This is a genomic window from Bartonella vinsonii subsp. vinsonii (genome assembly GCF_902825235.1).
GTDB lineage: Bacteria > Pseudomonadota > Alphaproteobacteria > Rhizobiales > Rhizobiaceae > Bartonella > Bartonella vinsonii.
This window is the reverse complement of sequence record NZ_CADEAJ010000010.1, coordinates 30,383-56,606: the sequence shown is the minus strand read 5'-3', so window position 1 is coordinate 56,606 and position 26,224 is coordinate 30,383. Positions and strand designations below refer to the sequence as shown.

26 protein-coding genes, 1 tRNA gene, 1 other RNA gene and 3 pseudogenes are annotated in these 26,224 nt (G+C 42.7%); 16 read left to right on the top strand and 15 right to left on the bottom strand.

Going from position 1 to position 26,224, the window contains the following annotated elements; genetic code table 11:
- On the bottom strand, window positions 1-1,197 hold a 1,197-nt coding region (locus J7R12_RS07500; protein ID WP_234924857.1), incomplete at its 3' end, for a YdaU family protein.
- Between the two features lie 469 nt (window positions 1,198-1,666).
- On the opposite strand from J7R12_RS07500, the gene J7R12_RS07495 reads away from it, so the two are divergent.
- The 4 genes and pseudogenes from J7R12_RS07495 to J7R12_RS07485 all read left to right on the top strand — a co-directional run bounded on the left by J7R12_RS07495 (window position 1,667) and on the right by J7R12_RS07485 (window position 4,253).
- Window positions 1,667-1,984 carry a helix-turn-helix domain-containing protein gene (locus tag J7R12_RS07495; protein ID WP_126603864.1) on the top strand — a complete coding sequence of 106 codons (318 nt, stop codon included), beginning with the start codon at window positions 1,667-1,669 and terminating at the stop codon, window positions 1,982-1,984.
- Between the two features lie 313 nt (window positions 1,985-2,297).
- Window positions 2,298-2,687, top strand: a complete 390-nt coding sequence (locus J7R12_RS07490; RefSeq protein WP_126603863.1) for a hypothetical protein — start codon at window positions 2,298-2,300, stop codon at window positions 2,685-2,687.
- 5 nt (window positions 2,688-2,692) lie between these two features.
- A pseudogene (locus tag J7R12_RS09065) lies at window positions 2,693-2,881 on the top strand (hypothetical protein); the annotation flags it as partial.
- 649 nt (window positions 2,882-3,530) lie between these two features.
- Window positions 3,531-4,253 (top strand): lambda exonuclease family protein, encoded by a 723-nt coding sequence (locus J7R12_RS07485; RefSeq protein ID WP_126603861.1) that lies wholly within the window; start codon window positions 3,531-3,533, stop codon window positions 4,251-4,253.
- Window positions 4,254-4,669: 416 nt separating this feature from the next.
- Here J7R12_RS07485 and J7R12_RS07480 read toward each other — a convergent pair.
- Window positions 4,670-4,744: transfer RNA gene (locus J7R12_RS07480), tRNA-Thr, on the bottom strand.
- Window positions 4,745-4,909: 165 nt separating this feature from the next.
- Between J7R12_RS07480 and J7R12_RS07475 the strand changes: the two genes are divergently transcribed.
- The 3 genes from J7R12_RS07475 (at window position 4,910) to J7R12_RS07465 (ending at window position 8,010) form a co-directional block, all read left to right on the top strand.
- On the top strand, window positions 4,910-5,056 hold the full coding sequence (locus tag J7R12_RS07475; RefSeq protein ID WP_164713742.1) for a hypothetical protein: 147 nt from the start codon (window positions 4,910-4,912) through the stop codon (window positions 5,054-5,056).
- Between the two features lie 159 nt (window positions 5,057-5,215).
- A complete protein-coding gene (gene murA / locus J7R12_RS07470) occupies window positions 5,216-6,511 on the top strand; it encodes a UDP-N-acetylglucosamine 1-carboxyvinyltransferase (RefSeq protein ID WP_126603860.1) in 1,296 nt (431 codons plus the stop codon).
- Between the two features lie 1,202 nt (window positions 6,512-7,713).
- On the top strand, window positions 7,714-8,010 hold the full coding sequence (locus tag J7R12_RS07465) for a helix-turn-helix domain-containing protein (RefSeq protein ID WP_234924856.1): 297 nt from the start codon (window positions 7,714-7,716) through the stop codon (window positions 8,008-8,010).
- A gap of 129 nt (window positions 8,011-8,139) precedes the next feature.
- Here the strand turns inward: J7R12_RS07465 and J7R12_RS07460 are convergent, their stop codons facing one another.
- From J7R12_RS07460 to J7R12_RS07420, 10 genes and pseudogenes are all read right to left on the bottom strand, one after another.
- A complete protein-coding gene (locus J7R12_RS07460) occupies window positions 8,140-8,574 on the bottom strand; it encodes a hypothetical protein (RefSeq protein WP_164713741.1) in 435 nt (144 codons plus the stop codon).
- Window positions 8,575-8,701: 127 nt separating this feature from the next.
- Entirely contained in the window at window positions 8,702-9,553 is an 852-nt protein-coding gene (locus J7R12_RS07455) for a TIGR00282 family metallophosphoesterase (RefSeq protein ID WP_234924855.1), read from the bottom strand.
- Between the two features lie 3 nt (window positions 9,554-9,556).
- Window positions 9,557-10,153 carry a 5-formyltetrahydrofolate cyclo-ligase gene (locus J7R12_RS07450; protein ID WP_126603858.1) on the bottom strand — a complete coding sequence of 199 codons (597 nt, stop codon included), beginning with the start codon at window positions 10,151-10,153 and terminating at the stop codon, window positions 9,557-9,559.
- A gap of 117 nt (window positions 10,154-10,270) precedes the next feature.
- Window positions 10,271-10,423, bottom strand: coding sequence for a hypothetical protein (locus tag J7R12_RS07445; protein WP_164713740.1), 153 nt, complete (start codon window positions 10,421-10,423; stop codon window positions 10,271-10,273).
- A 100-nt stretch (window positions 10,424-10,523) separates the two neighbouring features.
- Window positions 10,524-10,684: non-coding RNA, 6S RNA (gene ssrS / locus J7R12_RS07440), on the bottom strand.
- 370 nt (window positions 10,685-11,054) lie between these two features.
- A pseudogene (locus J7R12_RS09230) lies at window positions 11,055-11,269 on the bottom strand (hypothetical protein); the annotation flags it as partial.
- On the bottom strand, window positions 11,265-12,080 hold the full coding sequence (locus J7R12_RS07435; protein WP_126604065.1) for a tetratricopeptide repeat protein: 816 nt from the start codon (window positions 12,078-12,080) through the stop codon (window positions 11,265-11,267). The pseudogene J7R12_RS09230 and the gene J7R12_RS07435, both read right to left, overlap by 5 nt.
- A gap of 103 nt (window positions 12,081-12,183) precedes the next feature.
- A complete protein-coding gene (gene ykgO / locus J7R12_RS07430) occupies window positions 12,184-12,309 on the bottom strand; it encodes a type B 50S ribosomal protein L36 (protein WP_004863016.1) in 126 nt (41 codons plus the stop codon).
- 888 nt (window positions 12,310-13,197) lie between these two features.
- The gene (locus J7R12_RS07425; protein ID WP_208439042.1) at window positions 13,198-13,404 is read right to left on the bottom strand and encodes a hypothetical protein; all 207 of its coding nucleotides are present in this window, start codon (window positions 13,402-13,404) and stop codon (window positions 13,198-13,200) included.
- Between the two features lie 685 nt (window positions 13,405-14,089).
- A complete protein-coding gene (locus tag J7R12_RS07420; protein ID WP_126604064.1) occupies window positions 14,090-15,268 on the bottom strand; it encodes a 5-(carboxyamino)imidazole ribonucleotide synthase in 1,179 nt (392 codons plus the stop codon).
- Here J7R12_RS07420 and J7R12_RS07415 point away from each other — a divergent pair.
- Complete coding sequence (locus J7R12_RS07415) at window positions 15,195-15,755, top strand: hypothetical protein (RefSeq protein WP_164713712.1); 561 nt, start codon at window positions 15,195-15,197, stop codon at window positions 15,753-15,755. The genes J7R12_RS07420 and J7R12_RS07415 overlap by 74 nt on opposite strands.
- Here the strand turns inward: J7R12_RS07415 and purE are convergent.
- Both purE and J7R12_RS07405 read right to left on the bottom strand, forming a co-directional pair.
- Window positions 15,693-16,190: a 5-(carboxyamino)imidazole ribonucleotide mutase gene (gene purE / locus J7R12_RS07410; protein ID WP_126603857.1), complete on the bottom strand. Its 498-nt coding sequence runs from the start codon at window positions 16,188-16,190 to the stop codon at window positions 15,693-15,695. The genes J7R12_RS07415 and purE overlap by 63 nt on opposite strands.
- Window positions 16,191-16,458: 268 nt before the next feature.
- A complete protein-coding gene (locus J7R12_RS07405) occupies window positions 16,459-16,887 on the bottom strand; it encodes a hypothetical protein (protein WP_208439041.1) in 429 nt (142 codons plus the stop codon).
- 380 nt (window positions 16,888-17,267) lie between these two features.
- Between J7R12_RS07405 and J7R12_RS07400 the strand changes: the two genes are divergently transcribed.
- The 7 genes from J7R12_RS07400 to clpB all read left to right on the top strand — a co-directional run bounded on the left by J7R12_RS07400 (window position 17,268) and on the right by clpB (window position 23,527).
- Window positions 17,268-17,420, top strand: coding sequence for a DUF5993 family protein (locus J7R12_RS07400; protein WP_004863025.1), 153 nt, complete (start codon window positions 17,268-17,270; stop codon window positions 17,418-17,420).
- Window positions 17,421-17,430: 10 nt separating this feature from the next.
- Window positions 17,431-18,012, top strand: a complete 582-nt coding sequence (locus J7R12_RS07395; protein ID WP_004863027.1) for a disulfide bond formation protein B — start codon at window positions 17,431-17,433, stop codon at window positions 18,010-18,012.
- A 1,040-nt stretch (window positions 18,013-19,052) separates the two neighbouring features.
- The gene (gene infA, locus J7R12_RS07390) at window positions 19,053-19,271 is read left to right on the top strand and encodes a translation initiation factor IF-1 (protein ID WP_004857577.1); all 219 of its coding nucleotides are present in this window, start codon (window positions 19,053-19,055) and stop codon (window positions 19,269-19,271) included.
- Between the two features lie 203 nt (window positions 19,272-19,474).
- Window positions 19,475-20,173, top strand: coding sequence for a Maf family nucleotide pyrophosphatase (locus tag J7R12_RS07385; RefSeq protein ID WP_126603855.1), 699 nt, complete (start codon window positions 19,475-19,477; stop codon window positions 20,171-20,173).
- A 4-nt stretch (window positions 20,174-20,177) separates the two neighbouring features.
- Entirely contained in the window at window positions 20,178-20,513 is a 336-nt protein-coding gene (gene yacG, locus J7R12_RS07380) for a DNA gyrase inhibitor YacG (RefSeq protein ID WP_126603854.1), read from the top strand.
- A gap of 48 nt (window positions 20,514-20,561) precedes the next feature.
- Window positions 20,562-20,714, top strand: a complete 153-nt coding sequence (locus J7R12_RS07375; protein WP_164713738.1) for a hypothetical protein — start codon at window positions 20,562-20,564, stop codon at window positions 20,712-20,714.
- A gap of 200 nt (window positions 20,715-20,914) precedes the next feature.
- The gene (clpB, locus tag J7R12_RS07370) at window positions 20,915-23,527 is read left to right on the top strand and encodes an ATP-dependent chaperone ClpB (RefSeq protein ID WP_126603853.1); all 2,613 of its coding nucleotides are present in this window, start codon (window positions 20,915-20,917) and stop codon (window positions 23,525-23,527) included.
- A gap of 786 nt (window positions 23,528-24,313) precedes the next feature.
- Here clpB and J7R12_RS07365 read toward each other — a convergent pair.
- Window positions 24,314-24,666 (bottom strand): annotated as a pseudogene (locus J7R12_RS07365) (helix-turn-helix domain-containing protein).
- A gap of 1,205 nt (window positions 24,667-25,871) precedes the next feature.
- Here J7R12_RS07365 and J7R12_RS07360 point away from each other — a divergent pair.
- Window positions 25,872-26,186 (top strand): hypothetical protein, encoded by a 315-nt coding sequence (locus tag J7R12_RS07360; protein ID WP_208439043.1) that lies wholly within the window; start codon window positions 25,872-25,874, stop codon window positions 26,184-26,186.
- Window positions 26,187-26,224: the final 38 nt, after the last annotated feature.

Sequence of the window (26,224 nt, the reverse complement as noted above, 5' to 3'; positions counted from 1 at the left end):
TACACCTTCTCTGCTATGTGTTGAGGATTTTCTTGATGGCTTGAAATGGGCAAAGGCGCAGGGAGGTTTAAGGGCATTAATGGCGCGCGTTGAGAAAAACTTTTCTGTACTTGATGCTTTTGTGCGTTCAATTTCTCGGCGAAACCAGTTGCGCCATGTGGCTTGCCAATCGACTTTCAATGCGTCTTTGCCGCTTTTGGCATGCCAATAGTCACGGAATTTCTTTTCTTGCCAACGCGCTTGCTCTTCACTCAAACCTTCTGAAATTGCCGCGCTCATGTCTGCTTGCCAATCGGTTGGAAGACGGTGTCCCCTAGGGTTTGCTCTTTTTGATGTGGCTTTGGATATAATTGGGTGGCTCTTGGCTTGGCTGCTCGAATCGGATGCGTTTTTTGTGGTTGTATTTGAGCAGGGCAAGGTTTCTGCTGTGTTTTCCGCTGGGGTTTCCGCTGTGTTTTCTGGCGCCGCGTGAGAGGAGGGTAAGGGAGAAGATCCCTTCGCAAAGTCGTTCTTTGCCTCTTCATCAGAGGTTGGTCCATGGAGAACTGATCCATGGAGAGCTGTTTCACTAGAGGTTGGTGGGAGGGATGTGAGAGCTTGTTTATGAGATGTCTCTGGTGAAGATTTCTTTGAAGGCTTACTGGATGTGGGGGGAGAACGGAGACTCGTTGCCGTTTGCTCTTCCTCTGGCTCCTTTAAAAAAAATTCCTTTTTTGAAACACCGTTAGGTGTTTCTTTTTCTTCTCCCTTCTGAGCTTTTGAGTTTTGTTCATCATCTCTTGTTCGCTCGTTTAGCAGGTGTTGAACCTTCGCATTGATTTCTTTGCGTTTTTTTGCTGAAGAATGTCCCGCAAAGGATTTCTGTTCAAGCAATTTTGCCCGCTCTTGAAAGATCGTTTCACAACGCTTATTCCATAAGCCATTGGCTAAATTTAAAATTTTTCCCTCTTCTATCAGCATTTCTAAAACATTAACAAAAGTTCGCTTGTCACAACCACAAAGACGCGCTAAACGTTCTACCGATAACTCTAGAGGACGGCCGCGTGCATACATTTCATTAAGGAGAATCGTATAAATCCCAATTTCATGGGCACGCATTCCACGTACTCCCCCTAGAAAATCATTCTGATACCAACAAACATAAGGAAGCCTAGACGATTCATACTGAGGAGTTTCTTGGTGATTGGCGTGTTTCATACTTCAATTCACTTTCTTTTTTGAGACATTTCCATTGGCAATAAAATCAGGAACAGCGTTTTTGTGTATTCCGTGAAAGTTCTTACACTTTGAGACAAAGTGTTGCGGTTTTTTGCGATTTTTTCTGTTTATGATGACTCTTGAGCTGTTTCTTTATGAAGTCTAACAAGTCATTGGCTATGCGGAGATGCATGCAACTTTACAGTTTGAGATTACGTAGATGACAAATAAAACATGGGAAAAAAAGAGGACAAGACTTCTAAACGCATGGGCTTTTGGGGGGCTTGGGGAGGACGCCTTTTGGCATCCTTTAGGGTAATAAACTGTTCTTTTGATTCGAAAATGAACTTTTATTCCTCCCTAAAAAATAAAATTTGTTGTCTTAATTTTATCCTTTTTAAAGGATAATGCAAGCCCGTTTTACAAAAAGGACGTGTTTTTTTTAAAAGACGCGCTATATGGTGAAACTATGAATATCGATGGTTGGCGTGAAAGATTAAATGCTGCACTTGAAAAAAGTGGACGCTCAAAAAGATCTGTTTCCCTCGCTGCCGGTAAAGGGGCTGGGTACCTTCATTCTATCCTCTCTGAAGGAAAAGAACCTACAATCGAATCCCTCGCGCGCATTTGTCACGAAATTAATATCACTATGAATTATATCCTCTATGGACAAGGGGCGAGCCCTGAAGATAAAGAATTTATCGAGCTTATTTCAAAGCTCTCTCCTGAAGAGAGACAGGCTGTCTTGACTCTTTTGCGGAGACCAACAAGCGAAGCAGCAAAATAAGTTCTTTCTGTGTTTTTAAATCAAGACTGCTCCAGTATTCTATCAATTTTAAATCACTCATTTTAGCTCTCCTGTCTGTTTGTGGTTGTGGTGGGTAAGAACAAATAGAGAACAATACAAGGACAGCAGGCAAAAAAAAGAGAACAAATTTCTGTTCATATATGTCCTTTGAACGTCGTAAAGATTAAAAATATATCTTTTATTAAGGATAAAATAATTGACATCTCTCCCATAGAGGATATAAGAGTAACGCTATATTCAGCCTTGTCAAGACAAAGCTGTGCTTTATCAACTATCGAAATGGGGGGAAATTATGAAAAATATTCCATTCGTTAAAGAGGATGAAATTATCATCATTCTTTGTGAAGATGAAAAAAGTGATGCCTATGAGGGGCCTCTCGAACAAATCGAAGAAGTGCTCGAGATTATTGAAGAGTATGAAACAGTTCAAAGACTTTTGCGTCTTGATCTCACCACTCTTCATGCAGAAGATGTCACTGAAGAACTTGCAGATATTTATGTCGCAAATCATGAAATCGACGAAGAAAATACACATCTTCAGCCATTTATTCTCAATAGTGATGCTTACCATGTGTGTTTAGAGGAAAAAGTCGCGCGGGATTATGAAGATAATCGCTATGGTTCTTACGAAAAACAGCACCGTTTGCGTCCATGTGATGTCTTGAACGATTACTGGTGGTGAAAAGCATGGGGGGGTATCTTCAGACTTTTTATCAAGGAATTCCACTTTACTATGCTGGAAAGGTCAAAAACACAATCAGACTCGATCCACAAAAACACAATGCTGTCTTCTTCATATCGCAGCAGGCGGCGGAGTGTGTCGCGAAAAATTTGGCGGAGCAATATCTCCGAAATGATTTTTCCCTTGTGCAAGAGCACAATGAGACATTGTGCAAGAGCACGATGAGACATTGTGCAAGAGCACGATGAGACATTGCGCAACAGTATGATTGCAAAGAGACTTTGAACTAATAAATGGGGGGGGAACTAATAAATGTGGGGGGGGGGAATGTAACCTGCTTTAAGGTTTTTAGGATGTTCATGGGGACTGGAAAGTTTCCATGAACGGTTTTCAAATCAAAATGTGTAAAGCTTTTGTGCCTTAGCTGCTGTGTTTAGCTGTTTTGAGAGGGCAAGCATTTGTTTTTGGGGGAGGTATACGGGGTAAGTTTGGGGGAGGAGGTGTGTTTTGCGTTTTGCATTGCTTGGGGAGGTCATGCATGTGGGGTGGGGAAAGAGGGGAATTCAAGGTTTTTAGGATGTTCATGGGGACTGGAAAGTTTCCATGAATGGTTTTCAAATCAAAATGTGTAAAGCTTTTGTGCCTTAGCTGCTGTGTTTAGCTGTTTTGAGAGGGCAAGTGTTTGTTTTTGGGGGAGGTATGCGGGGTAAGTTTGGGGGAGGAGGTTGATGTTTTATGATGTTTCAGGCCTGTAGTGGAAAAGGTGCATCGCAAAAAGAGCCGATGTTACAAAAGAGAATGTTGCAAGCAAAAAATGCAATAGAAATTGGGGGGTAAAAGGTTATGCCAATTATTGTCGATTGTATTCAGGGAACAGAGGAATGGCAGCAGGCGCGTAAAGGTTTGATCACTGCTTCTTTATTTGAAATGGTGATGGCACAAAAAAAACAGGGGCAAAAAACTTCAAAATATAATGCCGTGATGATGAAACTTGCTGGAGAAAGAATCACTGGAAAAATCGTCGATGAGGGGACAACGCTTGCTATGCGACGCGGAACAGAATTGGAACCACAGGCACGGCAGCTTTATGGGACTCTCACGCACACGCAGCCTGAATGCATTGGGTTTGTTCTGGCGGATGACCGTATGAAAGGTTTTTCTCCCGATGCTTTTATTGGAAAAGATGGCGTTTTGGAAATTAAAACCAAAAAACCTGAAATTCTTATTCCGCACTTCACGCAAAAAGGTTTTCCGGAAGAGCATAAAGCGCAATGTCAGGGAGGATTATGGATTGCCCAACGTGAATGGATCGATTTAATGCTCTATTGGCCGGATATGCCGGTTCTCATTAAGCGCGCTTATCGTGATGAGGTTTATATTCGCAAGCTTGAAAGTGAAATGCACCGTTTTAATGATGCCTTGGAGAGGATGGTCCAGCAAATGAAGTCTGTTGGTGTGAGAATGGAAAATATCATAGAAGGGAGAACAGTGGGGGATAAGGCAAAAACATGCAAGAGAAGAATGCACAAACTGAGGGGTGGTGGTGGAGCAAGAGTGGGGTTTTGAGTGTAGGCGTCTTGTGTTGGAGGAGTGCGCTTGGGGGGCTTTGGGAAAGAGTAGGGCTTAAGAGGTGGTGTTGTGATGGGGGGATATTGGAGGGCTTTGGCTTTAAGTGTGGGGAGGTAAGGGGAGAGGTTTCGTGTTGGAGGAGTGTGATGGGGGGCTTTGGAGAGAGGTACGAGAAGGAGATTTGGGAGGAGAATCAGAATAAACTGGGGAAAAAATGGATCCGTTTGGTGTTGAATTCCAGTGTTGAAGCCCAACGTTGAAACCCAATGCTAAAACCCAACGTTACAACATTGTGATTTCCTTGATGTCACGTAAGGAGTTGAACCTGTGGGTGGTGGGGGGAGTGAAAGTTTTGGCGCGCGGGGGGGTACAGAGACTTATAAAACAGAGATTGGCAAAAATGCTGTGTCGAATGGTGCTGCGAGAGAGGATTGAACTCTCGACCTCTCCCTTACCAAGGGAGTGCTCTACCACTGAGCTACCGCAGCGCTTTTCAATCTTTGCGCTGTCTTGTGCCATATTGTCATAAAATAGGCAAGAGAGCATTTGTGTCTTCTTGAAAGAAAACACCTTTTGTGTCATGACAAAATGTTTCTTATAAAAAGCCCGTGAGTTGCTTTAGAAAAGCTCAATACTGCCCAAAAGGTTGCGCAATGAAAGAAATGAAACAAAAAGAAGAAGAAGTTCATCATCAAGACGAAAAAGCAAAACGCCGACAAGAAAGACTGGCGCAACAATTGCGACAAAATCTGAAACGTCGAAAAGAGCAAAGTCGAAAAAGAGCGCAAATAGAGACTTAAAAAATGCCGTATAAGGCATTTTTGCAACTAAATCTCTCACTGATCATTTTAATAGGAAGAATTCGTTTTAAAAACAACGAGTTTGTTGGAAAACTATAACAAATAACTTCTTAAGGGAGCAAAACCTTTGGAGGGGAAATCAAAGGAAAAGAAAGCACGATGGATTCTATTCAAATTATTGGTGGGAAAAAACTTAACGGGACTATCCCGATCTCAGGGGCAAAAAATGCCGCATTGCCTCTCATGATTGCGTCACTGCTCACCGAAGAAACACTCACTTTAGAAAATATTCCTCATCTTGCTGATGTCGAATTGCTTATTCGTATTCTTAATAATCATGGTGTTGGATATGCTGTCGATGGGCAAGAAATCAATAGTGATTATAGGGATTCAAGAACAATTCATTTTACCGCTCAAAATATAGCCACGACACGTGCTCCATACGAATTGGTGAAAAAAATGCGCGCAAGCTTTTGGGTGATTGGTCCTCTGCTTGCTCGATGTGGAGAGGCCTATGTCTCTTTGCCTGGTGGATGCGCTATCGGAACCAGACCTGTCGATTTTATTCTTGAGGGACTCAAAACTTTAGGGGTGCATATTGCGCTCGAAAATGGCTATGTCCATGCGAAAGCCCCGAGGGGGTTAAAAGGTGCTCACTACAGTTTTCCTAAAGTCACAGTTGGGGGAACACATGTGATGCTTATGGCAGCAACAATGGCAAAGGGGACAACCGTTCTCGAAAATGCGGCTTGTGAACCAGAAGTGGCAAATCTTATTCGCACCCTCAATGCCATGGGGGCAAAAATCGTTGGTGAAGGGACAACAACACTCACCATCGAAGGCGTGAAAAAGCTCCATGGTGCGCGAATCCGTGTCATTGCTGATCGTATTGAGGCTGGAACTTACGCTATGGCTGTGGCTATGACAGGGGGGGAAGTGTTGCTTAAAAATGCAAACCCTAACCATCTGACCCAAGTGCTCAAGGTGTTGCAAAAAACCGGACTCGATATCGAAATAAAACCGCAAGGAATTTATGTTAAACGAAATCCGCTCAAAACAAAAATCATGCCTGTTGATATCACAACAGGACCTTATCCCGCTTTTCCAACGGATCTCCAAGCACAATTCATGGCTTTGATGACACGGGCTCAGGGAATCGCCCATGTCACTGAAACAATTTTTGAAAATCGTTTCATGCATGTTCAGGAACTTATCCGTTTGGGTGCTCAGATCAAACTTGATGGGCAAACCGCGACCGTCTACGGAACAGATCAACTGCAAGGGGCTCCCGTGATGGCAACGGACTTACGTGCTTCCGTTTCTCTTGTCATTGCCGCTCTGGCTGCACAGGGGGAAACAATCGTCAACCGTGTGTATCACCTTGACCGCGGGTTTGAAAGATTAGAAGAAAAATTAGCCCATTGTGGGGCTGACATTCAACGCGTCACAACTTAATCCCCCTTCGGGAGAAACCTGCTTCGGGGACTTGCTTCGGGGACTTGCTTCGGGGACTTGCTTCGGGGACTTGCTTCGGGGACTTGCTTCGGGGACTTGCTTCGGGGACTTGCTTCGGGGACTTGCTTCGGGGACTTGCTTCGGGGACTTGCTTCGTGGGGACTTGCTTCGGGGACCTGCTTCGTGGGGACTTGCTTCGGGGACCTGCTTCGGGGGGACCTGCTTCGTGGACCTGCTTCGTGGACCTGCTTCGTGGGGACCTGCTTCGTGGGAACTTCTCTTCGCAGGGTCCTTTCGGGGGATTTTTTCTGCTGTTTGATGAGGCGGTTGGGGGAGATTTTGGGGTGCTCTTCTGGGGTCTCTCTTTGGGGGACGCCTCTTTGGGGGGGGCGTTTGACTCTTTAAAAGCCAAGCTTTGTTGGTCTTCTCAAGAAAGGTGGGACTGGTGATTTTGGAGAGCGGGAGAATTTGAGAAGCAGATCTCTTTCATAAAAAAACAAACAAAGACTCTTTTTATTGCCAATTTTCCGAAATTACCTTATGCGTAATTCTTGTGCGTTTGGTCGTCTACGCAAGCGATCAAGAGGGGGAACTACAGCTTTCAATTTTCACATGAGAATGCGCTTATTCTGTAGGTCTTCCTCAGATTCCGGGAGTTTTTGCTCTGTCCAAGTGTGATACGCACTAAAAGCAAAAAGCTGATCCAAACTCAGTGCTTTCAGGCTCCCGGAATACCAGTGCGAGGGCGCTCGCAACCGGCGGGGGGCGTTAACCAGTGAAATCCGACAAGCCGCATTCCAATGACATTTCTATTGGTAGAAAAATTCGCTTCAGAAGAGAAATGTTGGGAATGTCTCAAATATTTTCATTTTTATGGACAATCTCCTGAAATTGCCTTATGAATAGCCTTGTGAGTTTGGTCGTCTACGCAACGATCAATAGGGGTTAAAAGCCCGAACCCTCGAAATATAAAGTTAGCCTACTCTGTAGGTATCCCGGGATTCCGGGAGTTTTTGCTATGTCTAGGTGTGATAAACACTAAAAGCAAAAAGCTGATTCGAGGTCAGTGCTTTTAACTCCCGGAATACCAATGCGAGGGCGCTCGCAACCGGTGGGGGCGTTAACCAGTGAAATCCGACAAGCCGCATTCCAATGACATTTCTATTGGTAGAAAAATTCGCTTTAGAAGAGAAATGTTGGGAATGTCTCAAAAACAATTAGGGCATCAGTTAGGGATAATTTTCCAGCAAATCCAAAAATACGAAAAAGGACAGAATCGTATAGGCGCTGGACGCTTGCAAGAAGTTGCCGATATCCTCGATGTGCCTATTTTCTTTTTTTATACCGATATCTCAATAAAAGAAAATGCCCCATACCATTGTGACGAAGCACTCTCTAACAAAAAGGAATACCTGCTCCTGAAAAATTTTAGAGAGCTCAAACCTCAAAAACAAAAGGCAATTTTGTGGCTCATTTCTCAGGACACTAAAAATTTTTAAAAATTCTCTTGTGCAATCGTAAATTGTTATATATGAAACTCTTTAGGGAGGGGGTTATTCATGTTTCCCCGCAGAAATATCCTAGTGGTAGCCTCCTTCTCTCCATTTTAAAAATCATAAAAAATTTTATCATTCACGCGTGTTCCACGACACATTGCCTTGTTTTGTGGTGGGGTGGTTTGCTGCTGGTGGGGTGTTTGCTGTTGGTGAGTGGTTTGCTGTTGGTGAGTGTTTGCTGCTGGTGAGTGGTTTGCTGCCGGTGAGTGGTTTGTTGTTGGCGGGTGTTTGCTGCTGGTGAGTGGTTTGCTGTTGGCGGGTGTTTGCTGCCGGTGAGTGGTTTGTTGTTGGCGGGTGTTTGCTGCTGGTGAGTGGTTTGTTGTTGGCGGGTGTTTGCTGCTGGTGAGTGGTTTGCTGTTGGTGAGTGGTTTGCTGTTGGCGGGTGTTTGCTGTTGGCGGGTGTTTGCTGCCGGTGAGTGGTTTGTTGTTGGCGGGTGTTTGCTGCTGGTGAGTGGTTTGTTGTTGGCGGTGGTTTGTTGTTGGCGGGTGGTTTGTTGTTGGCGCCAATCTTGTCACCGTGGTGCTCGCATCCTTTTCATTTGTATGAGGCAAATGTTTGGGTAAGACAGGTTTTTGGGGGGCTTGAAAGCCTCTTTTCTAAAGCAGCACCCCATCAACAAGTGCACAAAAGATGTTACCAAAAATCTGGACTCTCAGGCTTTAAATGAGGACCAATCCGTACAGCTGAAACCTTTTCCGCTAACCCTGTGCGGTCTGAAATTTCAACCGCTAAACCGCAAAGTGTCGCTGGTCCTTTGGCTGGTTCATAACGCCCTTGCTTCTTCTTATAAAGAAAACGATGCAAGGGTTCTTCCTTATCCATGCCAAGAGATGAATTATAATCTCCGCACATTCCCGCATCCGTTAAATATGCACTGCCGCCTTCTAAAATTTGCGCATCAGCCGTGGGAATATGCGTATGCGTTCCAACAATAACACTCACACGACCATCAAGAAAATGTGCAAGACATTGCTTCTCGCTCGTCGTTTCTGCGTGAAAGTCAAAAATAATCGCATCTGCTTGCTCCATCAAAGAGCACGCACATACAATATTTTCAGCCATTTCAAAGGGATCTGTCACCTTGCACGGCATAAAAGCGCTCCCCAAAAGATTCGCAACAAGCACACGTGCACCATTCTTGGCTGTGAAAAGTCCTGAACCTTTGCCGGGAGTCCCCTTCGTAAAATTGCTTGGCGCAAAATTAGCGGGACGTAAAAAACGATCGCTCTCATGCGCATAATGCAATGTCTCTTTGCACGAAAAAGCGTGATTGCCCGTCGTTACAACGTCAACTCCCACCATTAAAAGATCTTGATAAGTCTCTTGCGTGATACCAAAACCGTGAGAAGCATTTTCACCATTTACCACGACAAAATCAAGTTGCCATTTCTTAACCAGTTGCGGAAGCTGTTCAAAAACAGCGTTACAACCTGTCATTCCAACAATGTCACCTAAAAATAAAAAACGCATAGGCGTTTTAATCATACTTTAACGCTTTAAGAAACCCTTTTCTGTAAAAATTCCCTGCACAACAAGATCATGTTTTGCATGAGGAATGGATTCAACTTCTTGACACGAAAAACCTATACCTAATAAGGTGATCTTATGTCCTTGTTTTTCAAGAACTTCAACCGTGCGATCATAATATCCCCCTCCATAGCCAAGACGGTGACAGTGTTTGTCAAACGCGGAAAGTGGTACAAGGATAACATTGGGTACTACAACAGCATTGTCTGCACTAGGACCAAAGGTGCCAAAGCGCATCGGCTCTAACGGCGTGCTTTGTGAAAAGGCACGAAAAACCATGGTGGTGGAATCAAGCACGACCGGTAAGGCTAAACGTCCACCGCGTAATGCTATGGCATCCAATAAAGGACGGGGATCAATTTCCGATTTAATTGGCCAATAGCCAGCCAGAATCATGCGCGAAAAATCTTCTCCCTTTGCTTCAAAATATTGAATCGCGTGTGAACAGGCACGCTGTGAAAAAACAGCGTGCGTCTGCTCGATAAGGGCATCACGATTCGATAAGCCAATTTTACGGAGCTGTGCGCGATTCGGTGAAGCAAGGTTTTTTGTGCCCATTGTCTTCTCAATCCCATTTTTTCATTAATCATTGGATGTATTGCTGCGGATTTGTTTCTGCAAGAATGTCTCTTTTTATAAATTTGAACAGGTGTGCTACGAACAGACAGGGCGCTTTTATGCCAAAAGAGCAGCAGTACCTTGCGATAAGCCAATTTTGCGCAGCTGTACACGAACCGGTGAAGGAGATGGTCTTTTGTACATTTCTGTTTCGTCAATGTTTTGTGGCGGGCCTCCATTTTCTCTTCGTATCGTGTGTTGTTGCAACAAAATAAAGGTCCCCTCAATTTCTAAAGCTTCTCACATTTTTTTTGAAAAATATCATTTCTTGAAAAATGTCAGTGCAATTTGCTTCATTACACCACAAAAAAGGTGATCCACAACAGCCGATGGAAAAAGTTGATCCCGGGAACCTAAATTAATAGGTGGGCGCCATATGAAAAAGCCCACGGGCTTTATCAGGGACAGCTCCCTAGGAGATCACTAAGGTCTCAGGAATACGTTATTTCCTGTCGAGAAGCGCAGAACACCCGCCCGCACTATAAAGCAGTTTGTGATTTTCAGCTAGAGATAAAATGGAAGCTCACATTTTTATATTATTTTTTGAGGAATGATTTTTGCTGCAATCTCTCTCTCTACAGGGATTTCCCAATTTTAAAGAGCTTTTGGCGCGCATAGCTTGCGTGTGAGAGCATGGTTGGCAAGCTTAAGCTGTGCTATGTGAAGCTATATGCATTGTTCTTAGACTTTGCCATGGGTGGGGGAAATGCAAGGGCATTTCAATGTTTTAAGAGCAAGTTGTGGCGGCTTGGTTGCTTCCATAGTTACCCCAAGCTCAAACAAGGTAAGATAATTGCGAGGTTCAAGCGTGAGGGCATGGTGAAGGTTGTGCATGGCAAATTTAAAGGGCTTGCGGCGATTGTTCCTCTAAAAGATCTTCAACGCGCTTTTGAAGCTTTTGCATTTGCGGATAATATTCACTCGCTTGTTGATACGCTTTAAGAGCAAGTTGTGGACGTTGTGTTGCTTCCATGGTTAGCCTAATTCAAACAAGGTAAGATAATTGCGAGGCTCAAGCGTGAGAGCATGGTGAAGGTTGCGCATGGCAAGTTTAAAGGGCTTGCGGCGATTGTTCCTCTAAAAGATCTTCAACGCGCTTTTGAAGCTTTTGCATTTGCGGATAATATTCAAGTGCTTGTTGATACGCTTTAAGAGCAAGTTGTGGACGTTGTGTTGCTTCCATGGTTACCCCAAGCTCAAAAAAAGCAAGATAATTGCGGGGCTCAAGCGTGAGAGCATGGTTAAGGTCGAGCATGGCAAGTTTAAAATCACTCAGTTGAATGTGTATCCATGCACGTCTTACCCAAGCTTCAGCATAGTGAGGTTCAAGCGCAAGGGCATTATCAATGTAATCAAGGGCAAGACCATAATTGTCCGTATTAATCGCATTTTCAGCCCATGACATCAAAAGATCAACCGTCTCACTGCCCGATTGTGTCCATAAATGTTGAAGTTGTTGACTTATTTTTTTTGCTTCATGAACATTCGCACAAAATTTCAATTCTTTCAATAAACGTAAAATTTCCGCCTCTTTACGCTGCTTCGCTCTGTCGCTCTGGGGAGAGGCGTTTAAATCAGAATCTTCTAAAATCGTTGCAGACGAATCAGAATTTGCTGGGGCCGATGGACGTTGGCTGGGGATTAATTCATCGAACGGCAAAAGCAATTGTGGAGAGGGACGATCTTCAGGAAGAGAAGGAGGGCTTTGCCCAACCCCAACAGAAATAAAACAAAAATTGCTGAAAAAAGAAAGCAAACACGCAAAAGAAAACAAAAAATGACGCTGGAAAAAACAAAAGCTCCGCAATCGCAGAGCTTTTAAAAAAATACAACACATAAAGAAAGTTTCTCTAAAAGTAAAAAACATTGGATTTGTAATCCAAAAATAAATGCTCAAAAAAAGTTTCCTGAGATAAAAAAACTTCATGCCCGCGAAAAAGCAGGCACAAAAGCCCTTAGACCCAAAATCCTTAACCTTGACGTGCTCTAAAACGAGGGTTCGTCTTATTGAGAATATAAACACGACCTTTACGACGCACCAAACGATTGTTACGGTGGCGCTCCTTCAATGCTTTAAGCGAATTCTTAATTTTCATTATACTCACCGTCTCTCTCTACATATCAATGTCATAAACACATGAATGTCATAACGTAAAAATCACTGTTCCAATACTTTATTTGACAACGCTTTGATTTGACAAGCTTTCCCAAATAATCTCCACTATGAGTGCCTTAACACCGTATTGTTATTCAATACAACATTAGCCTTTTGGCAATACAACATCAGCTCTTTGGCGATACGACATTAGCCTTTTGGCAATATGATATCACTTCCTTGGCAACACGACATCCGCTTCTCAGCTGTATTGGACTCTTGTGATCGCACTATAACATTCTTCACTTTTTTACTGTAACACCAAAAGAAAAACGCACTTTCAAAAGAACGTCTTCACATACTTTATGCACACGACAAATAAGTGAAAATTGCAAAAAAATTTACGGCACTTCTAACAAAAACGCTTCTCCTTGTCAAGTGTGTATTGCTCTTATGTATTGTTTTGGCACTTTAAACGAAAGGGAAAATGAGAAGAACAAATGCGATAAAGATTATCTAGCTATGCGTTTTACACCAAGTATGGGTTTTATTGGCGCTGGCACTAAGACGACACTTAAGTTGGCAAGTAGGTAGGTGGGCAAGTAGGTAGGTGGGTAGGTGGGAAAGTTGGTGGGTGGGTAGGTGGAGAAGTGGGTAAAAATTTTCCATGCATTTTCTTGGCGCTGCTCATTTTTGCGCGCTAAAGTGCATGGGGTGCGGCTTGCTTCAGAGCAATAGTGAGACTAAGGGCGGCTTTTCCGTTTGTTTTAGAAAATACTCAACAGACCAAGTTATGCAGCTGTTCAGTGATCAAGAGCCCAATTTTTGTTCTTACAGCTTTGTCTAATCCTTTGCCTAACGGGAGGGCATCATTGTTTGGCATTATAAATCAATATTCAATATAATGTATTGTATCTCTATTGCGTTTTTTGTTGTGAATGATGATTGTGAAAACAATGCCATTTTCTCTCATAGGATGTTTTCCAAGCTGTGTGGGAGAAGGACAGAGTGTTTGAGAAGAAAACTGGACCTCTTTGGGAGGAGGGATAAAGTTCGTGATAAGGGTTAGATCATCAGAAAGTGGTGCTAGAGGCAAGTAAGAGCGTTTCTCCTGATGCGTATGGAGGGGTATCCTAGAGGAATAAAAAACAAGAAAATGGGTATTTTATCTGTGCTCGATAAAGAGTCGCTATGCTGTAGAAAAGCTTGTGCGTTTCAAGTTTGTTAGAGATATTCAGGAGTTTGAGGCATGCAAAAGCATGCTTGAGGCATACCACCACAAGACCTGGCTTCTTTCTCTATGAGTAGCCTTATCTTTGGTATGGTGCGTGTCTTTAATTGTAAATTGAAAAGATTCTTGAAGTTTATTAAAAGTTATTTTTATCGCTAGAGTTCATGACATATTCTTTAATCGGTTATCTCATTAACGTATTATGATAAATTTTTTTGACAAAAATCCTGAGAATATGATATTGTTATAGTGCCAATTTTTGTTAGTTTGTTTTTTTAACAGAGTAAGCACCTTGATACGGTCTCTTTTAATTGCCGAGCTTAGGGCTATAATAAACGAGCAGAGCATTGGTATAACGCCAGTCTCTGTTAGTTTGTTTTTTTTAAGAGTAAGCACCCTGATCCGGTCTCTTTTAATTGCCGAGCTTAAGGCAATAATATAACTAGCAGAGCATTGGTCTTTAAGAACAAGAGGATTCCGTATAAAAGCCTTTTAGTGCGATGCTCTTGTCATGTGTCATGTGTCATGTGTCACGATTTTGCTGTTGGTTTCACAAGGTTCGTTGGGTTTCACAAGGTTTGCTGGCTGGTCCCGTTAGTTGGATAACATGCCCCATTTTCCGAAGCGGCTGAACCGAGCTTTTTCCATATAAATGGAGCGATGTACGTTCTTGCTTAAGAAAATATTTGATCTCATTCAGATTATTGCCAAGAAGATTCGTCATTTGACAATCACTATGACGGTAGGTGCTGCCTAGGGGAAGTCCACAAATAGCACGGATATGCTGTTCAAACTGTGACGTTACGCACGCTTTTTGCGTCCAATGACCAGAGTTATGAACACGAGGTGCCAATTCATTCACTAAAAGCTCCCCATCTATTAGGACAAAAAACTCAATGCAAAGAACGCCTACATAATCCAATGCATCCATCACTGTGACGCTTATTTCTTGCGCAACATTTTGTACGTTAAGTGGAATCCGCGATGGAACAAAGGATTTGTGAAGAATGCCGTTTTTGTGCTGATTTTCAGGACAATCATAAAAAATATGCTCTCCCTGTTTTGTGCGTGCTGAAATAACCGAAATTTCCGATAAAAAAGGGACAATTTCTTCTAAAATCGAGGGTTGTTCTTTAAAAGCCTTGAAGCTCTTATTAAGGTTTTTTTTATCTGGCTGATCCAGCATTATCTGGTTTTTCCCATCATAGCCAAAACGACGTGTCTTCAAAAGACCACGCCCCTTTAATGCAGAAAGCCCTGATTGCAGAGAAGCAAAATCATCTACAGCATACCACGATGCTGTGCAGATGTTTTGCTCATGCAAAAATTGCTTCTCAAAAAGCCGATCTTGCGTAATCTCCAACGCCTTGGAAGAGGGATAAACATTTTTGGCGCTCTCTACGTATTGAACCGTTTGTAGCGAAAGGTTTTCAAACTCATAGGTCACAACATCACACAGAGAAATAAAATGATCTAATGCCGAAGTATCATCATAGGGTGCAACAACATGCTCATTCGCTGTTTGTGCTGCTGGACAATCTGCTTCAGGACAAAAAATAACCGTTCGAAATCCTAATTCTGCTGCTGCTATGGCTAACATACGTGCTAACTGTCCTCCACCTATGATGCCAATGACACTTTTCGGAGGCAATGGAGTGGATGAAGAGGATGCGCTGGGTGTGGTGGATGCGCTGGGTGTGGTGGATGCGCTGGGTGTGGCGGATGTGATGGGTGTGATGGGTGTGGCGGATGTGATGGATGTGATGGGTGTGGCGGATGCGTTGGGTGTGTTGGATGTGATGGGTGTGATGGGTGTGATGGATGTGGCGGATGCGCTGGGTGTGGTGGATGTGATGGATGTGGCGGATGCGCTGGGTGTGGTGGATGCGTTGGGTGTGTTGGGTGTGGCGGATGCGTTGGGTGTGGCGGATGCGTTGGGTGTGTTGGGTGTGGCGGATGCGTTGGGTGTGTTGGGTGTGGCGGATGTGTTGGATGTGGTGGATGTGTTGGATGTGGTGGATGTGGCGGATGTGTTGGATGTGTTGGATGTGGTGGATGTGTTGGGTGTGGTGGATGTGTTGGGTGTGGTGGATGTGTTGGGTGTGGTGGATGTGTTGGGTGTGGCGGATGCGCTGGGTGTAGATTGTGTCATTTTAAACCTCAGTGACTGGAGTTTGCGCAACATTGGCCGTTTGTTGTTGACGCCAATCTTCTAACCGTTGTGCTAGCTTATCATCGTAAATGGCCATAACGGCTGCTGCCAAAAGCGCTGCATTAATCGCGCCGGCTTTGCCAATCGCTAATGTGCCAACGGGGATGCCGGCGGGCATTTGCACAATCGAAAGTAAGGAATCTTGACCCGATAAAGCCTGTGAATGCACAGGGACACCAAAAACGGGAAGAGGTGTAAGTGCTGCTAACATACCAGGAAGATGTGCTGCACCTCCTGCGCCAGCAATCAAAATTTTAAAACCTGCTGCTTTAGCCCCTTTCGCAAATTCATAAAGCCGTTCGGGGGTTCGGTGGGCTGAGACAATCTGCGAAATGTGAGAAATCCCAAGACAGCTTAATATATCCGCACTATGACGCATTGTTTGCCAATCCGATTGGCTGCCCATTAAAATCGCTACATCACATGATTTTTTCGTCATTTACCAACCCCTATCTTAGGTATTTATTGCGATTCTTACTCTCTCTTCTTTAAGAGTTTTACATTTTCTTTGCAAAGTCAATTCATCATAAAACAACAGTTTTTTTAGTGTGTTACAGATTTCATAAATAGAATGTTTCCAGAATTTTGGGAGATGCCAGAAGTTTGGTAGAAGGATGACGGATCGTTCTTTTCCTCTTAACAGGGTTCTTTTGCAGAAAATCCTTCATTATGGATAAGAGAAAGGTATTTCTGTTTTGGCTTGCAGTTTATTCTCTTGGAAATTTTTTATTCAAAATAGAAGATGTTTGCTGGTGGTGTTTGCTGGTGGTGTTTGCTGGTGGTGTTTGCTGGTGATGTCTGCTGGTGATGTCTGCTGGTGGTGTCTGCTGGTGATGTCTGCTGGTGATGTCTGCTGGTGGTGTTTGCTGGTGGTGTCTGCTGGTGGTGTCTGCTGGTGATGTTTGCTGGTGATGTTTGCTGGTGATGTTTGCTGGTGATGTCTGCTGGTGATGTCTGCTGGTGATGTCTGCTGGTGATGTCTGCTGGTGGTGTCTGCTGGTGATGTCTGCTGGTGATGTCTGCTGGTGGTGTCTGCTGGTGATGTTTGCTGGTGATGTTTGCTGGTGATGTCTGCTGGTGATGTCTGCTGGTGGTGTTTGTATTGCTTGTTGGCAAAAAGGGGAGCAAGAGTTCAAAAGAGTATAGTAATATAAACTCTTGCTTATCATGAAAAAGAATTTTTTATGGTAAAACTGCGTTAAATAAGGAAAATAGGTCTTTCTAAAAAATCAGAGATGTAAAAAGCGTGGCATTCGCCTGTAATGCTTACTTTGCCGCTTCAAGGATGCTTCCATTTTTAGGAAAAAGAGCTCCTTTATTCTTCAGTGTTAAAGGGAAAGACACAGTCAAATACTTGTGTTGATATTCTCTTTATGTGCTCTACATACCCCATTGCTTTCTCTACTCTTGTAAAGACAATTAAGGGTGAATTGTGAATAATAAATCTAGGGTCTCTTTTTTGCCCAATTTTGTAATATTTTACATATCGATAATAAGATAAGGAGACTTTAAAGCTATGTTTCTTCCATTTTTAATTGCCTTAGGTGCAGCCGTAACAACAGTGTGTGGGAAAAAAAATATAAGTTATGCCTTATGGGCAATCTTGCTCGTTGTCATTCTTCTCACTTTTAATCATCACGCAACTTCTACCTTAAACTTGTCTTTTTGAGAGAATAATTATGGAAAATGTTGAACAAAAAAACCCTCATTTCGTTATATTTATGAATACCTTAGGGCTTATTGGATTATCTATTGTCTTGTTGGTAGCCTTTTATTATCAACTGGTAAAATTCGAATTACCTTGTCCGCTTTGTCTCCTTCAACGCGTTGGTTTGATGCTGGCAGGTTGTGGATTTTTGCTCAATATTCATCATAAGGTGAAACACACCCATTATGGTATGGTGATTCTGGGCTGTATGGTAACTAGTGCTGTCGCTGTCCGGCAAGTGCTTTTGCATATCACACCAGATGATCTTGGCTATGGTTCAACATTCTTTGGATTACATTTTTATACTTGGGCACTCATTATTTCACTGCTTTGTATTCTTGGAGTGTCTGTCGCTATGATTTTAGGGGAATTGGCACACAAAGTTAAAGTGTTTTCTCCGTTACCGATCTTCAATAGAACAGCAAGTTTCTTATTTGTCTTTTTGATTGCAGCAAACTTGATTTCTACCATACTTGAATGTGGAAGTGGCCAATGTGCTGATGACCCTGTAAGATATGAATTGTTGTCAAACTGGTCCTCTTCATCATCTTAAAGCGTTTTTTATAAACTTTCCTTTTAATTTTCCGAATAAACATCTTAGTTATAAAGAGACGGAAATAGCAAAAATTCCGTCTCTCTTTTTTTGCACAAAACTCTTTTGCAAAAAATTCTTGGGAGATTCATTCAGATTTTTCATCTCCTCTATAAAATGCATTTTTATTGCTTCCTCTGAGTGCCGTTATTTTTTTATCCTTTTTTTATATATTTGTTGGCCTGTGCCAACAGTAAAGAGAGGCGTTTTTTAAGGAGATAGAGGGATTCAAAACAGTTGTTGAAAATGATATCGTAAATGTGTTTTTAAAGATTTGTTTTTTTCTGTAAAACTGTCAATGAGTGAAAACGTGAAATAAAAAACAGAGCGGCGATATGGGAGGGCGTGCTTTTGTAAAGGGAATTTCATACAGGAGAAGAGTATGAAAACGGTGAAGAGTTGCAAAGGGGGAAATAAAACATGCAGAGCTGTGTCGGAGAAGGTGTGGGAGGGGCTTGCATAAAGAAGGGCTTGGATGCGTGAGGGAAAAGGTGAACTTGCCGGAGAAAAAAGGTTGTTACGCGCTCATGAGTCTTTATAAAAGGGTGTTAATATCATTGATTAAAGCTTTTTAAAAATATAGTGGAACAAATATAGATTTTCTTTTACTTTTTAAATTCTTCTTAAAATAGAATAAAGTTTAAAAAGAATGATCTTTTCAAAAGTTTTATAAGTATATTAAAAATATTTATATAATAAAGACATTCTTATTTTATATATAACTAAATTAATCAGACAAGTATAATAAAAATTTTATTAAAAATACTTGTAAAATATTATAAAAAGAAATAATTGTAATTATTAGTTTTTAAATAATTATTATAATATTTATGAAAACGAAATTCAGTTCATTAAAGAAAACTTATGATGTATCCTTTAAAAAGAAAAACCTTGTTCTTTTTGTTGAATTTTTGTTCACAAAACCAAGAAAATAAGGTATGAACACTGAAAAATAACGCACAGCTTGAAGGATTATGTGCATATAAAGGAATTACTTGTTTATGTCAAAAGAAGAAGTTTTGGAATTTTCTGGTATCGTGACCGAACTCCTCCCTAATGCAATGTTTCGTGTAAAACTGGAAAATGATCATGAAATTATTGCCCATACTGCCGGAAGAATGCGCAAAAATCGTATTCGTGTGTTGGCCGGTGATAAAATTATGGTGGAAATGACCCCTTATGATTTGACAAAAGGGCGTATTACATATCGATATAAATAAATTATGGCTGCTTTTTCAGAAAATGAAAAGCAGCATTTTTGCTTCTAAAATATCTTGTTTCTTCTTTCTTCCAAAATGAGAAATGAAAAAGAAGAAGAAATGAGAAATGAAAATAATCGTAAAGAATGCTTAAAGTCAACGAAAGGTATCCGTGGTGCCAAAATGAAGGGGATGGTGGCTTAAGATCATCCTGAGGGGAGAGAATGCAAAAATTAAAGAAAACCTTCTTAGGAAAAACGAATTTGGGGAAAAACCTTCCCGAAGAAATCCAGTTGGTGCTTGCTTCTGCTTCGCCGCGTCGCTTGGCGCTTCTCGCACAAATCGGTCTTGATCCTCATTATGTCCACGCAACCGATGTGGATGAAACACCAAAATTAAGAGAACATCCTGCAGCTCTTGCAAAACGTTTGGCAAAGGAAAAAGCGCTGAAGGCGCGAGAAACTTTGCTGTGGTGTAGCAAAAACAATAAAGGAGATACATCAGCGAAAAAAACAGTGATTTTAGCTGCTGATACTGTGGTGGCGGTGGGAAATGTCATTTTGCCTAAACCAAAGGGTGAAGATGAAGCTTATGAATGTTTGCGTTTTCTTTCTGGACGTTGCCACAAAGTGTATAGCGCCGTTTGTGCACTCAATGAAAGCGGAAAAATAGGTATCAAATTGGTCGAAAGTCGGGTCCGTTTTAAACGATTAACCGCTCCTGTCATGAGGGCTTATATCGCTTCTGGTGAATGGGAGGGAAAAGCCGGTGGGTATGCTATTCAAGGAAGAGCAGGGGCTTTTGTGGTCCATATCGTTGGCTCTTATTCTAATGTGGTGGGATTGCCGTTGGCTGAAACAATGGATCTTTTGTTGGCTTATCGTTATCCAATTCTGGCAAATTGGTCTAGGGAAATTTACTAGATGAATGCATGAACGGGAAAAACCGATGGAACAGGATAAAAAGCTACAAAAAGGGGAGCGGCTGAATGAAAAAAAACAAACAGTGAAAAAAATCAATAAGGTGTGTGAACAAAAAATAAAACAAGAAGAAAAAGCGCTCCAAACGCTTACAGAGCCGAATTTAACACCAGAGACATCTCCGATGCGTCCTCCGCACCCTTGTCCTATTTGTGGTCAAAGGGCACAACAAAATGCTTATCCTTTCTGTTCAACACGATGCCGCGCAATTGATCTTAATCGATGGCTTTCGGGGGCTTATATTTTGCCACCACCACCCCAAATCAGTGACGAAGAAGAATAGGTAAGGTGTTTAAAAACACGAAAACTGTGTGTCCGATGGTGAGAGGTGATGGGGGAAGATTTGATGTTGGGGCTTTGGCGATGGGGCTTTGGCGATGGGGTGTTGAGAGAGGCATTGTGTGGAGGCATTGTGTGGAGGCGTTTGGGGGAGGCGTTTGGGGGAGGTGTTTTGGGGGGGTATATAAAAGCACGGTTTTTTTGAAAAATCAGAGTATGTCCTCCACTTCCTCTTGCTATGGCGTTGGTCAAGACCCATATTCATTTTAGCACGACTCTTCTTCATCATCATGCTGTCTCTTTTGCGGTGTTTTGCGTGGTTTGGTTGATCCTTTTGAGATATTTTTGTGCGGTGCTTGGGGGGGGGTAAGTGCGGTGGTGGTCTTTAAGATTTAAGGAAAAAAAATGAACTTGGAAAAATATAGCGAACGGCTACAGGGTTTTTTACAAACAGCACAAAATCATGCTCTTGCTTCTGATCATCAGCAGTTTTTGCCAGAGCATTTCCTTAAAGTCTTGTTAGACGACTCTCAAGGATTGGCTGCTTCGCTGATCCAAAAAGCGGGCGGTGATCTCTCCCTCATTCAAAAGACTCTTACAGCGGCACTTGAGGCTTTGCCAAAAGTGCAAGGCGGAAATGGGCAACTTTATTTGTCGCAACCGTTGGCGAAGGTTTTTGCCATGGCAGAAGATCTTGCACAAAAAGCCGGTGATCAGTTTGTGACCGTGGAGCGTATGCTGCAAGCGCTTATGATGGAAAAAACAGCAAAAACAGCCGATATTTTAACAAAGGGAGGGTTGACCCCTCAAGCGCTTAATCAGGCGATTAATGCGCTGCGTAAGGGAAAAACCGCAACAAGCCCCCATGCTGAAAGTCAATATGAGGCTTTGCAAAAATATGCCCGTGATTTGACAAAGGATGCACGGGAAGGAAAACTCGACCCTGTCATTGGGCGTGAAGAAGAAATTCGACGCACGATTCAGGTGCTTTCACGGCGGACCAAAAATAATCCCGTGCTCATTGGTGAACCGGGTGTGGGAAAAACCGCTATCGTGGAAGGGTTGGCTTTGCGCATTGTCAATGGGGATGTGCCGGAAACTTTGCGCGATAAGCAACTCTATGCGCTCGATATGGGGGCACTTATTGCTGGTGCAAAATATCGCGGTGAATTTGAAGAACGCCTTAAAGCTGTTTTGGCTGAGGTACAGGCCGAAAATGGACAGATCATTCTGTTTATTGATGAGTTGCATAATCTCGTGGGTGCTGGAAAATCCGATGGTCCTATGGATGCTTCTAATTTGTTAAAGCCTGCTCTGGCACGCGGTGAACTCCATTGTGTGGGGGCAACCACTTTGGATGAATATCGCAAATATGTCGAAAAAGATGCCGCTCTCGCACGGCGTTTCCAACCTGTTTTTGTGCCTGAGCCAACCTTGGATGATACCATCTCTATTTTGCGCGGTATTAAAGAAAAATATGAACAACATCACAAAGTACGCTTGGCTGATAGCGCTTTGATTGCGGCGGCGCGGCTTTCGAACCGTTATATTACTGATCGCTTCTTGCCCGATAAAGCCATTGATCTCATTGATGAAGCGGCGGCACGCTTGCGTATGCAGGTCGATTCAAAACCAGAAGAACTGGATGCCATTGATCGGCGAATTCTTCAGTTGAAAATTGAGCGTGAAGCTTTGAAAACGGAAGTTGATCCAACAGCAAAGGCGCGTTTGGAGATCGTGCAAGACGAGTTGAAAACATTGGAACAGCAGTCTGCGGAAATGACAACAGCTTGGCAAGCCGAAAAGCAAAAATTAGGGCATGCTGCCGATTTGAAAAAACAGCTAGAAGAAGCACGCAATGCTTTGGCTATCGCACAGCGTGATGGACAGTTTCAACGGGCTGGAGAATTGGCTTATAGTGTGATTCCTGAACTCGAAAAACAATTGAGTATGGCTGAAAATGATGATCAGCAAAATCATCTGGTCGAAGAAACTGTGACTTCTGAACATATTGCGCGGATTGTTTCACGCTGGACGGGTATTCCCGTTGATCGGATGCTTGAAGCAGAACGCGAAGCATTGCTGCGTATGGAAGACGAAATTAGTACCCGCGTTGTTGGACAGGGCGAAGCTGTGCAAGCTATTGCGCGGGCTGTTCGGCGTGCGCGTGCGGGCTTGCAAGATCCCAATCGCCCCATTGGCTCTTTCATGTTTTTGGGACCTACCGGTGTGGGAAAAACTGAATTAACCAAAGCTCTAGCGGCGTTTCTTTTCCAAGATTCCAATGCAATGTTGCGCATTGATATGTCTGAATATATGGAAAAACACGCCGGAGCACGCTTGATTGGCGCGCCGCCTGGATATGTCGGATATGAAGAAGGAGGGGTGCTGACCGAGGCTGTGCGTAGAAGACCCTATCAGGTCATCCTGTTTGACGAAATCGAAAAAGCGCATCCTGATATTTTTAATCTCTTGCTCCAAGTACTGGATGAGGGGCGCTTGACCGATAGCCAAGGGCGAACTGTCGATTTTCGCAATACCTTGTTGATTATGACCTCAAATCTGGGTGCTGAATTTTTGACCGCTTTGCCTGAAGGACAAACAACGGATCAGGCAAAAAATGATGTCATGAATGTGGTAAAAGCTGCTTTCCGTCCCGAATTTCTTAATCGTATTGATGAGATTATTCTCTTTCAGAGATTGCAGCGCAAGGATATGGAAGCCATCGTTGATATTCAGATACAACATTTGCAAAATTTGCTCAATGAACGCAAAATAACTTTGCAGATCAAACCAGAAGTGCGCGAATTCCTCGCCCATAAAGGCTATGATCCGCTCTATGGAGCGCGTCCTCTCAAACGCATTATCCAAAAGGAAATTCAAGACCCCCTCGCTGAGAATATCTTGTTTGGTAAAATTCATGATGAAACAACTGTGACAATTGCCAAAGAAGGAGAGCAGTTGGTATTTCTCCCTGACAAACAAGAAGCAGAGAAAAAAGAACCCCAACAATCTTGAAAAGAGTGAACAAGAGTCTTGAAAAGAATGAAAAGAAAAGGCTTCGACAAAGGTTGTTTTAAAAGGACGGTCCTTTAAAAATGGCACTCTTTAAACAATGATGCCCTTTAGAAAATGATGCCCTTTAGAAAATGATGAATGTCAAGAAAAGGCGGGCAATGATAAAGAGGGGATAAAGGCAGGAAGAATATAAAAAGTTGACAAGGTAAATCTAAACGAGTATCATAATGATACAATCGGAATTGTACGTTTTTTCTGGTGTGAACGCGCTTGGGGAGGTGAGTGGAATCAAGCCCAAGGTGACAATGTAACAATGTGATAGGTTCGGGGGAGTGGGTATCGAGCAGAAAAGTGAGTACCGCTAAACATCGCAGTAGGGGAGTGAGGCGGTGTATCTTAGAGAAAATGTCTGAGAGAGTACCGATATAAAAGAGTATTGATAATTGAGAATGTCAATAAATTTTCTGGAAATTTTCTGGTGTGAGAAACCTGAATTGTTAAATCTGAATTGTTAGAGTGACTGTATTGTCAAAGTGAAAACAAATCACACAAATAATCACAAACGAATAATTATCAAACGAAAAGTTGCGAAAAAAGAGCTGCTTTGAAGAGCTTTGCTGTATAAGGCAAAAGTTGCTACTGTGCAATAGAGGGGGTTGGGGTTGTAAGGGCAACACAGAACACTGGAGAGTGCAAGTAAGAACGTCATTATGAATTTCATGATGGTGTGCAGCTTTTGGGGTAAGGGGGGATATTGGCAAATAATATTGATGAGTGCTCTTTTGCCTAATCAGAAATCAACCATAGAACTGCTTTTTGTTTTTTCGCTTTGAGCTCTCTAAAGTTTTTCACAAGAGCCTGTTCTTTTTCGCTGTAGGTTTCTTGATTATGGTGTGAGGTATTTTCTTTTGTAGCAATATCGGCATAAAAAAAGCTCATGGGAACTTCTAGTTTTTGAGCGATTTCTAGTAAACATCCTGCGCTTACACGATTGAAGCCTTTTTCGTATTTTTGGATTTGTTGGAAACTGACACCCAAATGGCTTCCTAATTCCTTTTGAGAAAGCCCCATTGAAATGCGTCTATGGCGGATTCTTTTCCCTATCAACATATCGAAAAATGTGGATTTTTGGTTTGCACTTAAAGCCCCCCTCCGGTTGCGAGCGCCCTCGCATTGGTATTCCGGGAGTTAAAGGTACTGAACCCTAGTCAGCTTTTTGCTTTTAGTGCTTGTGGCACTTGGACATAGCAAAATCTCCCGGAATCCCGGGACACCCACAAAAGTGAGTTTAATTGTACGCTAGGGTTTAGGACCTTTAATCCCTCTTGGTCGCTGCGTAGACGACCAAAATTACCTTTAAAATGTAAAGTAGTTTCAGGAGATTGGCAAGAAAAATTAAAATATTTCTACTCTGTTATACCGTAAAATAGGGTTGTTTGAGGGGCGGTAATCTGATGTTCGTAGGGGAATTTACTGGGTAAGAGGTTGGACTCTAGTTTAAAATCGGTGCGGGGTGGAAGCTTTATCCAATGGTGTGCAATTCGATAAAATGTGGATTTTTGGTTTGCACTTAAAGTCCCCCTCCGGTTGCGAGCGCCCTCGCATTGGTATTCCGGGAGGTTGAAAATACTGAGCTCAGTCAGCTTTTTGCTTTTAGTGTTTATCACACCTGGACATAGTAAAAACTCCCGGAATCCCGGGATACCCGCAAAGCGGGATAAATTCATGTACTGAGCGTTCGGGTCTTCAACTCCCTATTTGACCGTTGCGTGGACGATCAAAAACACAAGCCCATCAATAGAGTAGTTTCAGGAGATTGGCAAGAAAAATTAAAATATTTCTTACTCTGTTATACCGTAAAATAGGGTTGTTTGAGGGGCGGTAATCTGATGTTAGTAGGGGAATTTACTGGGTAAGAGGTTGGACTATAGTTTAAAATCGGTGCGGGGTGGAAGCTTTATTTTGCAGAGGAACATTTGCTTTTTGAAGTTGAATTGTAGATCAGAGCTTACCTGGTGTGTTTGATGAAACACTATTCGTTGAAGTGTGGGATAGCCGTATGGAATAATCAGCAGAGGAATGATTATTGACAGACCAGTGTTGATAGAGCGGCGCGGGGTGGTGGTATGGGGGTTTCGTTTGGCTTTATTCTGTAATGGTGTAAAAGCGTAAAAACGTTGATCTGTAAAATAATGCGCAGGATTTGTGCTTTGTACGTGTTTTTTATCTTTTAGGCTATGTCCCTTTTTTTTAAATGGCTGGTTGCTCTCGAAATTTCCTTGCTGATTTTCATGTCATTTTTTATGCCTGAGGCTTGGATTTCTCTTTAATTGGAAGGAATATGATGATGGTAGATGAACATTGTCTTCCCTTACGTCGAAGAGGGCGGAAAAAAGGTGCTTTGAATAAAACAACAAGGCGGTTTAATGAGGCTCTTCTTACAGCTGCTGAGCAAGCTGGATATCACTATGGTGAGGATGGGTTGGTCTCTTATCTTCAGTATCATGCCCTCAATAATCCGGTGCCTTTTTTCTCGCTTCTTGCAAAGGTTTTGCCTCTGCAAGTGACTGGAGAGGCTGGGGGTGAGGTGAAAGCTGTTTCACGTGTTGAGATTGTGCCGGTGGCTCCAAAAGATGTTGTGCGTGAAGAAGATTCATGAAGCGCCTGTGTGAAAGGTTGTGTGAAAGGTTGTGTGAA